The 13,401-nt window shown below is 39.7% G+C and carries 16 protein-coding genes; 4 read left to right on the forward strand and 12 right to left on the reverse strand.

From position 1 onward, the window contains the following. Positions 1 to 37 precede the first annotated feature (37 nt). Positions 38 to 1,006 carry an asparaginase gene (locus DFO72_RS01375; protein WP_113884508.1) on the forward strand — a complete coding sequence of 323 codons (969 nt, stop codon included), beginning with the start codon at positions 38 to 40 and terminating at the stop codon, positions 1,004 to 1,006. A 31-nt stretch (positions 1,007 to 1,037) separates the two neighbouring features. On the opposite strand, the gene DFO72_RS01380 is transcribed toward DFO72_RS01375, so the two are convergent. The 7 genes from DFO72_RS01380 to DFO72_RS01410 form a co-directional block, all read right to left on the reverse strand. Next, positions 1,038 to 2,012, reverse strand: coding sequence for a YpdA family putative bacillithiol disulfide reductase (locus DFO72_RS01380; protein WP_113884507.1), 975 nt, complete (start codon positions 2,010 to 2,012; stop codon positions 1,038 to 1,040). Between the two features lie 133 nt (positions 2,013 to 2,145). Further along, on the reverse strand, positions 2,146 to 3,420 hold the full coding sequence (locus DFO72_RS01385) for a Glu/Leu/Phe/Val family dehydrogenase (RefSeq protein WP_113884506.1): 1,275 nt from the start codon (positions 3,418 to 3,420) through the stop codon (positions 2,146 to 2,148). 428 nt (positions 3,421 to 3,848) lie between these two features. Beyond that, positions 3,849 to 4,430: a genetic competence negative regulator gene (locus DFO72_RS01390; RefSeq protein ID WP_113884505.1), complete on the reverse strand. Its 582-nt coding sequence runs from the start codon at positions 4,428 to 4,430 to the stop codon at positions 3,849 to 3,851. Positions 4,431 to 4,553: 123 nt separating this feature from the next. Beyond that, complete coding sequence (locus DFO72_RS01395) at positions 4,554 to 5,459, reverse strand: MerR family transcriptional regulator (protein WP_113884504.1); 906 nt, start codon at positions 5,457 to 5,459, stop codon at positions 4,554 to 4,556. Between the two features lie 72 nt (positions 5,460 to 5,531). Further along, positions 5,532 to 6,302 carry a metallophosphoesterase gene (locus DFO72_RS01400; RefSeq protein ID WP_113884503.1) on the reverse strand — a complete coding sequence of 257 codons (771 nt, stop codon included), beginning with the start codon at positions 6,300 to 6,302 and terminating at the stop codon, positions 5,532 to 5,534. 28 nt (positions 6,303 to 6,330) lie between these two features. Then, positions 6,331 to 6,735 carry a hypothetical protein gene (locus tag DFO72_RS01405; protein WP_113884502.1) on the reverse strand — a complete coding sequence of 135 codons (405 nt, stop codon included), beginning with the start codon at positions 6,733 to 6,735 and terminating at the stop codon, positions 6,331 to 6,333. 59 nt (positions 6,736 to 6,794) lie between these two features. Further along, positions 6,795 to 7,427: a CBS domain-containing protein gene (locus DFO72_RS01410; protein ID WP_113884501.1), complete on the reverse strand. Its 633-nt coding sequence runs from the start codon at positions 7,425 to 7,427 to the stop codon at positions 6,795 to 6,797. A 146-nt stretch (positions 7,428 to 7,573) separates the two neighbouring features. Here DFO72_RS01410 and DFO72_RS01415 point away from each other — a divergent pair, with 146 nt between their 5' ends. From DFO72_RS01415 to DFO72_RS01425, 3 genes are all read left to right on the forward strand, one after another. After that, on the forward strand, positions 7,574 to 7,798 hold the full coding sequence (locus DFO72_RS01415; protein WP_113884500.1) for a spore coat associated protein CotJA: 225 nt from the start codon (positions 7,574 to 7,576) through the stop codon (positions 7,796 to 7,798). A 2-nt stretch (positions 7,799 to 7,800) separates the two neighbouring features. Continuing rightward, on the forward strand, positions 7,801 to 8,061 hold the full coding sequence (locus DFO72_RS01420) for a spore coat protein CotJB (RefSeq protein ID WP_113884499.1): 261 nt from the start codon (positions 7,801 to 7,803) through the stop codon (positions 8,059 to 8,061). 77 nt (positions 8,062 to 8,138) lie between these two features. Beyond that, on the forward strand, positions 8,139 to 8,708 hold the full coding sequence (locus tag DFO72_RS01425; protein WP_113884498.1) for a manganese catalase family protein: 570 nt from the start codon (positions 8,139 to 8,141) through the stop codon (positions 8,706 to 8,708). A gap of 57 nt (positions 8,709 to 8,765) precedes the next feature. On the opposite strand, the gene DFO72_RS01430 is transcribed toward DFO72_RS01425, so the two are convergent. The 5 genes from DFO72_RS01430 to DFO72_RS01450 form a co-directional block, all read right to left on the reverse strand. Further along, on the reverse strand, positions 8,766 to 9,224 hold the full coding sequence (locus tag DFO72_RS01430) for a YpbF family protein (RefSeq protein ID WP_113884497.1): 459 nt from the start codon (positions 9,222 to 9,224) through the stop codon (positions 8,766 to 8,768). Positions 9,225 to 9,316: 92 nt separating this feature from the next. Next, positions 9,317 to 10,051 carry a LysM peptidoglycan-binding domain-containing protein gene (locus tag DFO72_RS01435; RefSeq protein ID WP_113884496.1) on the reverse strand — a complete coding sequence of 245 codons (735 nt, stop codon included), beginning with the start codon at positions 10,049 to 10,051 and terminating at the stop codon, positions 9,317 to 9,319. Positions 10,052 to 10,106: 55 nt separating this feature from the next. Next, the gene (locus DFO72_RS01440) at positions 10,107 to 10,730 is read right to left on the reverse strand and encodes a CPBP family intramembrane glutamic endopeptidase (RefSeq protein WP_113884495.1); all 624 of its coding nucleotides are present in this window, start codon (positions 10,728 to 10,730) and stop codon (positions 10,107 to 10,109) included. Positions 10,731 to 10,736: 6 nt separating this feature from the next. Further along, positions 10,737 to 12,239: a RecQ family ATP-dependent DNA helicase gene (locus DFO72_RS01445; RefSeq protein WP_113884494.1), complete on the reverse strand. Its 1,503-nt coding sequence runs from the start codon at positions 12,237 to 12,239 to the stop codon at positions 10,737 to 10,739. Further along, positions 12,236 to 13,294 carry a helix-turn-helix domain-containing protein gene (locus tag DFO72_RS01450; RefSeq protein ID WP_113884493.1) on the reverse strand — a complete coding sequence of 353 codons (1,059 nt, stop codon included), beginning with the start codon at positions 13,292 to 13,294 and terminating at the stop codon, positions 12,236 to 12,238. Before DFO72_RS01450 ends, DFO72_RS01445 begins: the two co-directional genes overlap by 4 nt. Positions 13,295 to 13,401: the final 107 nt, after the last annotated feature.

A 13,401-nucleotide genomic window follows, 5' to 3' on the forward strand; every position in this document is an offset into this window, starting at 1 on the left:
TCATATTTTGAGTCAAAGCTAGAATTGGGGGATTAACATGGAGAAAAAAAAGATACTTGTTATACACACTGGAGGCACCATTTCAATGAGTGAGGATGCAGCAACTGGTGCTGTTAAGCCAACAGATAATAATCCATTAACTGAAAAAACAAAGGAACTGCTTTCCCTTGCAGAATTACTGGTTGAAGAGCCTTTTCATCTCCCTTCACCGCACATAACACCTAGAGAAATGCTTAAATTGAAGGAAATCATTGAAACAAAACTGGCAAAGGAAAAAATTAGCGGCGTAGTCATTACCCATGGGACAGATACACTAGAAGAGACAGCCTATTTCTTGGACCTGACTGTTAAAACATCCCTTCCCATCGTTGTTACTGGTGCAATGAGATCAAGTAATGAAATTGGCTCTGACGGACTTTACAACCTAATTTCCTCCATTCGCGTAGCTTCATGTGAAGAAGCAAAAGACAAAGGGGTTCTAGTTGTTCTAAATGATGAAATTCATACTGCGGAAAATGTGACAAAGACACACACAAGCAATGTATCTACTTTTCAAAGCCCGCAATATGGACCAATCGGAATAGTCACAAAGAGAGGTGTATTATTCCATAATACTCCCACAAATAGAGAATATTACCCTTTGGATGCAATTGTAAAAAAAGTCACACTTATTAAAGCATTTGCCGGAATGGATTCTTCTCTGCTTTATGCGATAGGTGATTTAGATTTTGACGGAGTTGTGATTGAAGCACTTGGACAAGGTAATTTGCCTCCAGCCACAATTGAAGGCATTAAGGCTCTAACAGAAAAGAACATTCCGATTGTACTGGTTTCCCGATGTTTCAATGGAATTGCACAAGATGTATATGGCTATGACGGAGGGGGAAAGCATCTAAAGGATATGGGTGTTATTTTCTCAAATGGACTAAACGGGCAAAAAGCAAGAATTAAACTGCTAATCGGACTGGAAACCCAGCAAAATATCGAAAGGATTTTCCAAATATAAAAAGGCAATAACAAAGGCTGATCACATGTGATCAGCCTTTGTTATTGCCTTTATCAATTATAGTTTTTGCTATTTGTCCGCCATGAAATCTGCCATTTTCAATAAAAATTTCGTTGGCATTATTTCCGGCAGCTATTACACCCGCAATAAATATTCCAGGGACATTCGTTTCCATCGTTTCATGATTAAATTGAGGGCGGCCTGTTTCTTCATTTATTTGAATTCCCATACTCCTTAAAAATTCATGGTCAGGATGGTAGCCGGTCATGGCAAATACAAAGTCGTTCTTAATATCAAATTGCTGGCCATCCGCCATGTAGGTCAGCTTATTTTCACTGATCTCTTTCACATGGGCATTAAATTCCATCTTGATGACTCCATTTCTGACTAAGGACTCAAACTCAGGGAGAATCCATGGCTTTATGCTGGGTGAATATTCTGTTCCACGATAGATCACCGTAACTCTGGCTCCTGCTTTAACCAGTTCGATGGCAGCATCCACGCTTGAGTTTTTCCCGCCAATTACCGTTACGTCTTTATCAAAATAAGGATGGGCTTCTTTGAAATAGTGAAAAACCTTTGGCAGATCCTCTCCTGGAACTCCCATGTAATTTGGATGGTCGTAATAGCCTGTAGCAATTACTACGTTATTGGCGGTATAAGTCGCCTTATCTGTTTCTACTTCAAATAGCTTAGATGGATTTTTAATTACTTTGAGAACTTTTTCAAAGGCATTTATCTTAATGCCTTTTCTCTTCACAACTTCCCGGTAATAAGTTAGCGCCTGGTTTCTCTTAGGCTTATAATTTTCCGTTATGAAGGGTACCCCGCCGATTTCAAGCTTTTCGCTCGTGCTGAAGAAGGTTTGGTGTGTTGGATAGTTGTAAATTGCGTTTACAATATTGCCTTTTTCGATAACAAGCGGGTTTCTCCCAGCTTCCTGAAGGGCTATGGCAGCTGCCAATCCGCATGGTCCTCCGCCAACAATAATAACGTCTATATTCAAGGTTCTCACTCCTTAATCAATACCAAGGAAAAAAATTCCATGTTTAAGTTTATAAAAAATCTCCCATCAGTTTATGATAGGAGATTTTTTATAATTATTCAAATGTCTTACTTTCACCAATGGAGATTTATAATTAAATCCATCCGCGGAATCTTGAAGCTTCCGCCATTTTTCTCACACCAACCATATAAGCAGCCAGGCGCATATCCACTCGGCGGGTTTGGGAGGTCTGATAAATATTATCAAATGACTTAACCATTACCTTCTCAAGCTTTTCTTCTACTTCTTCTTCGGTCCAGTAATATCCCTGGTTGTTTTGCACCCATTCGAAATATGATACCGTTACTCCTCCGGCCGAAGCCAGCACGTCAGGCACTAGCAGAATTCCGCGCTCGGTAAGAATTCGTGTTGCTTCCAAAGTAGTTGGGCCGTTAGCCGCCTCCACTACAATGCTCGCTCTTATATTATGTGCATTTTCTTCTGTTATCTGATTTTCGATGGCCGCAGGAACCAGAATATCGCAATCAAGTTCAAGCAGCTCTTTATTTGTAATTGTATCATTAAACAATTTTGTCACAGTTCCAAAGCTATCACGGCGATCCAAGAGGTAATCGATATCAAGGCCATCTGAATCATATAAACCGCCATAAGCATCTGAAATGCCAACAACCTTTGCACCAGCATCATGCATAAACTTTGAGAGGAAACTTCCAGCATTACCGAATCCCTGAACAACAACTCTTGCACCTTCAAGGTTAATGCCTTTTTTCTTTGCAGCTTCGCGGATGCAAATTGTAACCCCTTTAGCTGTTGCTGATTCCCTTCCATGTGAGCCGCCTAGTACAAGTGGTTTACCAGTAATAAAGCCTGGAGAGTTAAATTCATCAATCCGGCTGTATTCATCCATCATCCATGCCATGATCTGCGAATTGGTAAATACATCAGGTGCAGGAATATCCTTTGTCGGTCCCACAATTTGACTGATTGCCCGTACATACCCGCGGCTTAGCCGCTCTAACTCACCGAAGGACATATCGCGAGGGTCACAAACGATTCCGCCTTTTCCTCCGCCATATGGAAGATCCACAATTCCGCATTTTAAGCTCATCCAGATTGACAGTGCCTTTACTTCCTTTTCAGTGACATTCGGGTGAAAACGAATACCGCCTTTAGTAGGACCAACTGCATCATTATGCTGGGCCCGGTAGCCAGTAAAGACTTTTACTGTTCCGTCATCCATCCGTACAGGAATTTTCACTGTCATCATGCGAATTGGCTCTTTTAGAAGCTCATAGACCTCATCAGAATATCCCAGCTTCCCTAAAGCCTTATGTATGACAGTTTGAGTCGACCTTAAGACGTCCAATTTTTCAGCTTTATTTGAATCAGTACCTTTCTCGGCTACCATTTGTAAACCTCCTAGAAAAATCACTTTCATTAGTTGTCCGCTTCCATGGATTAGTATACACCTTTGCCTAATTTATGCAAGAAGAATAATGTACTTTTCCTCATTTTTTAATATTTTCATGAAACCGCTCTCAGCCTTGGTATTAAAGGGAATTTTCTGTTTACTCCTAGTACCCGTTTTCCCGGTTTAGCCTAAAAGAAACATCCCATTTCCCTCTTTACTGTTTATTTAAAGACTTTTCCATTTTTATGCTATTACTGCAGACAATTGACTATACTTGTTTTACCCAATTTTTATATAGTTCATGACCATTTAATCCAAATCACTGCATTTCCCTGCACTCATCCTCCCTGCTAATCTCTGTGGAAACCTGCAAAAACGAGGTTGCTTTTGTTCAAAAAAAAAAGAGGATTTCCCCCTTTTCAATCTTATGAAAAGTATTTCACCAGCTCTTTTACTGCTTTGGACTCGATAAGTGCTTTCCCATATTCCTGAATTATATATATGCTGGTAAAGGCTGAATCACCGTACTCGGCTAATATGGCAATTACTCTGGGAATGTCTTCTCCCGCTATGTCAATAACATGATAATAATACTTCTCTTTATAACAATATAGGCTTCCCTCCTCAATCTGCACACGATTCAGCTCTTTAGCCATTTGAACTACATCTTCAAAATCCTGGAACTCGAATAATATATCTTCACTGCCCTCAACAGTTACTTGCATTTCAATAAAACCATCCTCAAGGAGCTCTTCATCATCCATCTGCTCCTCCATTGTAACGATCATAACCATTCCTTGAGCCTGCATGGAGAATATCTCCACAGCAACTGAACCCTGAATGTCTACACCGAATTCTTCACTTGCTTCTTCCAGCATCTCATGAAAAAGCTGATGCCATTTAAGTGAATCCTTCCAGACATCTTCCTTAGTCAGTCCTCTATCATTTAAATCATCTAATGTGAGAAAGATTTTGATTTTATTATAATTCAAACGTTCTAAGCGCATAATAAGCCCCCTGCCCTGAACCAACTCTTTGATTTAGTGTATGAAACATTGCGAAGTTTGTGAGTCGTCTTAATTTGTATGGTTAAAAAGAAAAGACCCGGCAATTTACCGCCAGATCTTATGTTATTGGAGCCGTTCTCTAATCCATTCTTCCCATTCATTTGTGGAACTGCCGGGAATAAACTGTTCATACTTCGTCTTATCTTCATTACTAAGGGTATCAATGCCGAATCCCCCAATGCCTACATTCAATTTTCCATAAGTTTCTGCAAGTCTCTCTGACAGTTTAAGGGTTTCTGGTACGTTGGACTTCATCGTACAGGATAAAAATACAAATTTAGGTTTAACAATCTCAATCACAGTATCGATATCTTCCTCAGCGATGCTTGTCCCAAGGTAAACGACTTCAAATCCCCTTCTGCGCAGAAATAAAGTAAAAATTAAAAGCCCTAATTCGTGAGCTTCACCTGGTCCGCAGACTGCTATCACCTTTGGCAGGACTCCGTTATGGGGAAAAGAATGCAGAATCATCCCAATTCTGGATCTTAATATGGAAGAGGCAAAATGCTCATGGGCACTTGTTATTTTCCCCTCTTCCCATTGATGTCCGATTTTCACAAGAAGAGAGCCTAATATATCAATAAGGACTTTATCTATTGTATAAAAACTGAAAGCCTGATTAATTAAATCATGTGCTTTTGTTTCATTAAACTGAAGAAGAGCTTCAAGCAGCTCATTGGCCAGGGCACCAGACCGATCACCTTCCTTATTCATCTGAAGCGGCTCGGCATTCAGTTCCTTATTTTCCAGAAGGGAAACAGCCTGGCTTATGGAAAAACCCTGATCCACTTTCCTGATCAGCCATTTTAACACTTTGATATGTTCCTCTGTATATAGCCTGTGGCCAGATTCATTTCTCTTTGGAGCAACAATTTGATACCGTCTCTCCCATGCTCTTAACGTTCCTGGCTGAATGCCGAGCATCTTAGATACAGCCTTAATATTATATTTTCCTTCTTCAGTTGCCATACCCAGCCCTCCATTCATTACTAATTATAAAAAACCGCCGTTGGAACTGTAAAATCTGGGTGTATTTTATTTTCAGCTTTTATTAAGAGTAATGAAATGAGTTTCCGGCTTTGCCCCGAGCCGCAATGGCACACCGGTCGTACCATAGCCGTTGCTGATCAGAATGGTTGTTTGCGGCAGCGCTTTTATCCGACCCTTCTCATAAGGACCAAACCCGAAAATACGAATTTGCCCGCCATGAGTGTGGCCGCTTAAGACCAGGTGAATATTTTGTTCTTTTGTTATACTGTTAATGATTCTTGGATCATGGCTTACCAGCACCCGAAACCCTCCTGAACCCGCATCCTTAAGTGCCAGGTCGAGCCGATCCCTGTCCTTGCTGAGATCATCCGTTCCCATCAAAATAAAACGTTCTCCTTCAATTGATTCAAATGAAAGGGCAGTATTATCAAGAATTTTTACTCCACATTCTAGAAGCAGAGCATCGAGCTGGTGGTAATCCGCTTCATAGTCATTATTCCCCCAAACGAAATAGACGGGCCCGCATGTCTTTAAACCCATAAGGTTTTTCTTTACTCTTTCAAAAGGGACTCCTTTTTCCAAGAGATCGCCGCCGATGATGACCAGGTCAGGCTTCTTTTCTTTAATCTCCCCGATTACCGTTTCTGACACCGTCCTCTTATGAATATCCGAAATAAAAAAAAGCTTTATTTCACCGAAGCTTTCAGGAAATTCAGGAAAAGAAAGCTCTTTATATACAACTCTATCTGCAAATGCCTCCCTAAGCATATACATTAGTAAACACGCACCGCCCATTAGGGCCAAAGCTATTAGGTATATCATAAATCCTCCTGCAATCAATCGCCTTCAATCAGTCTTCGGCAAGATTGATTTTCTTGAAATCTAAAGAAATAATACCATAAATTACTGAAAAACAGAAAAGGGCAAATGCTTCCCATGGCGAAAGGACTAACAAAACAAAAAAGCCTCCAATAAGCAATAAACTCAGCAAAGGCCCAAATAAAGCATCAATATGTTTTAATGACCTCATATTTTTTAAAAGCCTGGCAGTCCACTCGATGATACTTCTGATGATCTCTGCGTTGGCTATAAAGGAGATAAGGAAAAAAGTCATTCCCATGACGAAGCCAGCCGGCTCCAGTACAAAAATGACAATCATATCCGAGATGCCCATTGGAATAGACACCGGAAAAAATTTAATAAATAATATGCCGCTAATAAACCCTGTAAATAGCTTCAGCAAAATAAAAAACAAGATAAATCCCTCCCATACAAAGTGTATGAGAAGGATTTATTTTGTTGACTATATTTACATTAATCCTCAGTTATGTCCAGAACACGGAAACCGGATTTTTCTAGCCGGCTGATGAACTTATCCATATTATTATTTTTTTCAACCTTCATCACAATGCGGCGGACCAGTTTGTCTGTTTCATCAAAGGTAACAAGGGAGATGATGTGTTCATGGAAATAATGGGCGATTTCGGCTAAACGTGCAATTCGCCCTTCCGCTTCTACAGAAGTAAACGCAATCCTGACACCGGATTTATTGGTTCCGAAGGCCGATTGGAATTGAGCGAGAACATCAAAGCGTGTAACAATGCCCAGAAATTTACGATTATCGCCCAAAACTGCAAGTAAAGGGAAATCCTTTAAATCCAAAAGCGTTTTTTCAAAAATCTCATTTCCTTTTAAATATTGCTCCTGATGAATCGCAATATCCTTGACAAGTGTTCCTTCCAGGAAATCTTCCTTTGATTTACCTGACAAAAAGAAGTTTTCATATATTCCATATCTCGTAATTATGCCGGCATATTGGTCGCCATCCAATACAGGAAGCCCGTCAATCTGATGGTCCTCCAGCAGAGCCAGAGCTTCTTTCAATGGTGCATCCTGTCCGATTGTATAACAGGTATGTTTGGGGATCATGATACTTTTCACAAACATTGCCATCACCTCAGAGTAATATTAATTAGACCTAACATTTAATTTCGCCATCACCTGAACTTTCCCTTCTTTTTATTAGAGTAAACAATCATAAAAAGACTGCACTTTTCATAAGTTTCAATGACGCATAAAAAGGAGGGATTATGATGAATACACTCCGTAAAACCTGGCATCCTTATATAAGTCCGTTTGACCCTTGCACTCCTATAAAGGTCAAAACTTATTCCACTCCTCCAAATCTATATATGGGATTTCAGCCGCCAGGACTTGAACAATTTACACCAATGGAGGCTTTAAGAGCAGGAACGCTTTGGAAGGCTTTCTATGATCCATGGTACAGTCCCTATGAAAAAGCCAGGGAGGGACAATAGCCATGAAACAATTGCCGGCAGATTACTATCAGCTTCTTGAACAGCTCCAGGCTGTGGATTTTGTCCTTGTTGAACTTACTCTATACCTTGACACTCATAACAAAGATACTGAAGCCATTAAGCAATTCAATCACTATGCAAAGGAACGAAAAAAACTGAGAAATGCCATTGAGAGCAAATATGGTCCATTAATGCAATTTGGACACAGCTATTCCGGTCAGCCTTGGAATTGGGATGATGCCCCGTGGCCTTGGCAAGTATAAACTTTTTTCCCGGCGCCTTCTTGTATGAAGGCGCTAAATAGGAATATATCCGGACATTTGAAAGGGGCTGAGAAAGAATGTGGGTTTATGAAAAGAAGCTGCAATACCCAGTAAGGGTAAGCACATGCAACCCCAAACTGGCAAAGTTTCTAATTGAACAATATGGGGGGGCTGACGGCGAACTTGCTGCTGCCCTAAGATATTTGAACCAGCGCTATTCTATACCTGATAAGGTAATCGGGCTCCTTACAGATATTGGAACAGAGGAGTTTGCCCACCTGGAAATGATTGCAACAATGGTATACAAATTAACGAAGGACGCTACACCTGATCAAATGAAAGCCGCCGGTCTCGGTGACCATTATGCTAACCATGATAACGCACTGTTTTACCATAATGCTGCAGGTGTCCCTTGGACAGCTACTTATATCCAGGCAAAGGGGGACCCAATTGCAGATTTATACGAAGATATCGCAGCAGAAGAGAAAGCCAGAGCAACCTATCAGTGGATCATAAATATGAGTGATGACACGGATTTAAATGACGGACTCCGGTTTTTAAGAGAAAGAGAGATTATTCATTCCCAGCGCTTTAGAGAAGCCGTGGAAATTCTTAAGGAAGAACGGGATAAGAAGAAATTCTTTTAAAATGATACTTAACAAAAAAGAAGCAGAGGGCTGCTTCTTTTTCCATTTACTGTGGTGTCATTTATTCTCATGATAAAGATTTATATCATAATTTTTTTTCATCATTTCGAAAACGGTATGGCGGTTTTTCCATTCATCTTCTTTTTTCCATAGGTCTTTGCTCTTATCTATTATTTCACACCTTAGAGCATGAAATTCTTTTTCCGCTTTTTCTCTTTTTTCCCTCAGAAGATTCATAAGCCCGTATAGGCCTACCGTAAAAACGAGCAAATAAAAATTAGATGACTTACTGACAAAAGCCGAAAACATGGAAGCAAACGAGTAAGAGTAGGGCTGCATGACACTTTTGTAAATATAAAAAAAGAATAAAAAAGAAATAAAAACAGTTGCCCACATGGCAATTAAATGCCATGACTTGAATCGATTAAATTTTTGCTTTCTCTCTACCACTTTCTCAAGCATTTTCCTTGTAGCCTGATCTGTACGATCGTCAAGCATTCTAATCGGCGATTCCAAAAGTCTCCCTCCCTTTCTCAATAATGTATGAGCTTGTACATTATTATATGACTAAGAAAGAGAGAGCGCAGCCTCATCTGTTTCCGCTCCTTCTATTGCTCAAGCGGAATCTTTAATACCTGGCCAGTTTGTATTTCATTCGACGGCAAATTGTTGGCTTGCTTTATTTTTTCAATTCCTGATTGGGATTTATAATAGGTCATGGCAATTCTAAAGATTGTTTCCTTTGGTTTGACGGTATGGTAAACAACTTTGCCTTCCGTTTTTAATTCTTCCTGTTCCTGTGTCCCGGCAGTTTTGGAAGAGTCTGTACTTTCTGGAGCGGTTTGCTGGGCTTGCTTATTGGAATTGGGTTCAGATCCTTTATCTTCTGTATCAGTCGTTTGAGGGGCCTGTTTTTCCTGCTGGACTTTGGCATCTTCTTTTTCCTGAACGCCCTCAGCTTTTTCAGGTTTTGCAGGTTCCTCGGATTCCGGCTCTTCTCTTACTTCTATAGTTGTCCCTTTACCTTCATCATTTGTGGCAAAAACGACCGTTTCAGAACCGGTTTCTTCAATTTCTGCATTTAACCCGGCATTGATGCTTTTATCACTACTTACATATTGATATATACTGAAAATGGTGATGGGCAGAAGGATAAAAAATAAAGCAAGCAGGCGAATAACAGGGTATTTAACCTTCCATTTACTCTTTTTTCTTTTTTCATGATGAACACGGCTCCGTGGCGGCAAAGCGGATTTTTGCCCGCTGTAATCCGTTTCCTGTTTTCGCTCGATCTTCTTACGGAGTCTTTCAGCTTGATCTCTATATGGGTCTTCTTTATTCATGTTTCATCCCTTCCTGTAATAAAAAAATCATAAGAAGTATATTTGGGTGCTGCTGTTAATGATCGTTAAATGCATTCTCCTCTTCCGCTTTCCTTTTAGTTTTTTTCAGGTAGCGTTTTCGAATAAGAATACCAAGAAGAAAGTCAATCAGAAAATGCATAACAATCGTAACAAGCAAATTATTGGTTATATGATAAATATAACCTATTAAAAAGCTTAATGTAATAATATTTACAAACAAAAACCAATTAAAAAGATATCGATAATGAACAAGCGCAAAAATAAGGCTGGAAACGGCAATGCCGAAATGGGTCTGAATGACTCCCCTGAATAGAAGTTCTTCACTAAACGCAACCACAGCAGCAATAAAAGCAATTTGAATAAAACCGCGTCTCTGGAAGATTTTCTCATTTAATCCTCCATCATCATATAACACTTCAGGAATAACCTTCATTAAGACGATATCAATCAGGACAACTGCCGTTCCTGCTGTCGCTCCAATTACAAGAATGTTTATATCATTGAATTCAAAAAGAGCTTGGAACTCCTCAAAACTATTAAAAAATATTATACTCAGAATCAAAGAAATGGATAAAATAAGCACCTGAGTAAGATAAAGATGGAATAATAGTTCCTTGTCCGTCAATTCCTTAATGATGTCCGCGTATCTTTTCCTCATTTTGGTTCACTCACTTGGAATCAGGAGGTATTCCAGATGATTTTTCCAATCATACAGCGGGCTTTCCTGATTATCTGAATTTGTATTTCTTGTGAAATTTCCCAATTGTAAACCGCAAATATCGCAGCAGGATGGGACTGAGGCATTTTTTCCCTCATCAAAGTAGGAAAGTATATTCTCTCTCCGACATGTCTTCTTGTGGATCCACTTATATACTTCCTCAATGCTATCCCTTTTTAATTTGATCCTGCCTTCATAATACCCCTTCATATCCTGCAGAATCCTTCTGTAATCGAGTCCAGATTTGCTTTTCCTATCAAAAAAATCATTAAAAATTCTCCACTGAACATCGGTCAAACCCGAACGCTGCTTAATTTGCTCTTCAAATAGACCGATATTCGGGATCGCATTTGGGTTTTCTTCTACCCATTCCATAATCCAATCAATTTGTGCTTTGTCAGGCAATTCACTTTCTGCAAGCTGTATGGGAAGCTGCTCATCACCCGGTGAATAGAGCATAATGGCTATACTTTGCTTCCCATCTCTCCCTGCCCGGCCAATTTCCTGCAAATAGGATTCAATTTGAAGAGGCATATGAAAGTGTATTACATACCTGATATTATCTTTATTAATCCCCATGCCAAAGGCGCTTGTAGCACAAATAAGATCGAGCTGTCCATGAATAAATTGCTGCTGCACAAGGATACGGCTTTCTTGGTCCATTCCCCCATGGTAAGCCATCACTCTTTTTGCTCCTTTGTCCCTAAGCAGCTCAGCTGATTGTTCCGCCTTTTTTTTGCTGGAAAAATAAATAATTCCTGGCCCCTTAAGGATTTCAGCAAGCTCCACAAGCCTCTCTGTTTTTTCACGGAAATTGTCTAACCTTTCTACAGATAATGCAATATTAGGACGGTCAACGGAGTATATAAATTCACTGCAATCATCCAGTATGCCAAGTGATTTTTTTATATCGCCTTTAACTTCAGAGGTAGCTGTAGCAGTTAATGCCAGTGTAACCGGGTTCCCTATAATTTTTCTGACTTCCCCCAGCTTTAAATAATCGGGCCTGAAATCATATCCCCATTGGGAAATACAATGAGCTTCATCCACAACAAATAAAGCAATGCGCAATTTTTTCAACTGTGATAGTACTGACTCATAATAAAGCATTTCTGGTGAAATAAAGATAAACTTATATTGATTCAGATGAATCAATGCCTGTTTCTTTTCTGCGCTGGTTAAAAAGGAATTGAATGCAATCACCTTTTTTTCTCCATTCATCATAAGCTGTTCAGCCTGATCCTGCATCAGGGACAGCAAAGGAGATATAATAATCACCTGACCTTCAATCACATATCCCGGCAGCTGATAACAAAGGGATTTACCAGTTCCTGTAGGCAGCATGGCAACAGTATTCCTCCCTGAAAGCACAGATTCTATGATCTCCTTTTGTCCAGGCCTGAAGGCAGGATATCCAAATTTGCTCTGCAATACCGCTTCTAATCTCATTGTCCCTCTCCAAGCTTTGCCATGACTAATCTGATTTCAAAATAATCGGATTCCGGCACCATTTGACGTATTTGCTTTAATTGCAATGAATCAGCACTGTTCGCTGCTTGAAGAATCAATTTCTGCTTCTTTTCTGAAACATAACTTGTGATATTAAAGCCGCTGTCATTTAACGCTATCTCCACAACATGATCCTCAATTGTGCTTTTTTTCAAATTTCTCGTTTTTGCTATAACATCCAAGTTCAGTCCCTGTTTTAGAAGTGTGTATGTTTTTTGGGCAGACAACGTTAACTGAACTTCATTTCCTGTCCCGCTCACTAATTTATCGATAAGCGGATATTCGGCAGGATTTTCTTTTACGCTTGCAAGGATATGATGAATGGCTCCAAGGAACTGATGGTGATAATAATCATGACTGATTCCCAGCTGTTCTGAAGTCTGAACAGCAGTAAGGCCAATACGGTTATAGCCTGTCAGCCTCAATGTCAGTACAGCAGGATTAATATCACTTAGTCTTTCAAGGCACTGGCAAAGTTCCCTGTTTAGCACAACTCCTACTTCATTGCGGGCGAATCCAGATGTTCTCAAAAAATATTTCAGCCATTCATGAACATCTCTTTTTCTTTGAATCGGAAGGTATTTTACATTGTTATTATTTAAATGTGATATAACCTGAATTAAAAGAGTAATCCTCTCCCAAAACAGGTCGCCTGCACTATGATACAGCCATCCGTTTAATGAAGACGGTATTGGACATTCTAAAAGAGACCTTCCCAGCTCTTCCTGACCCTCTGAAGTCAAAATGAAATGCTTTTCATCAGTTGGAGCCATCCAGCAGCTGCTTACAAGTTCTTGTGCAAGTTGATCCAGAACATCCCGGCTTAAACTTCCAAATGTTCTAAAAAGCGGGGTTAGCTGAAATAAATGAGCATCTTGAATGGTTTGGGAAGATTTTTTCCCATTGAGCAAATGTAAAATAGAATATATAGTTCTTTGTCCCTGTAACTCTTTAACACAGTACATGATTACAGTTTTCAAATAAGATCTTTCCATTTTTTTCACCTAACGGCCAAAGATTTTTTTCTTGTTTTAATAAGCTTGTTGTCCTTCTTCCATTTTATCATGAAAGAAATCTGCAGGCCGTTTTAATTATTTTTCCA

The sequence above is a fragment of the Cytobacillus oceanisediminis genome, from assembly GCF_004366035.1.
GTDB lineage: Bacteria > Bacillota > Bacilli > Bacillales > Cytobacillaceae > Cytobacillus > Cytobacillus oceanisediminis_C.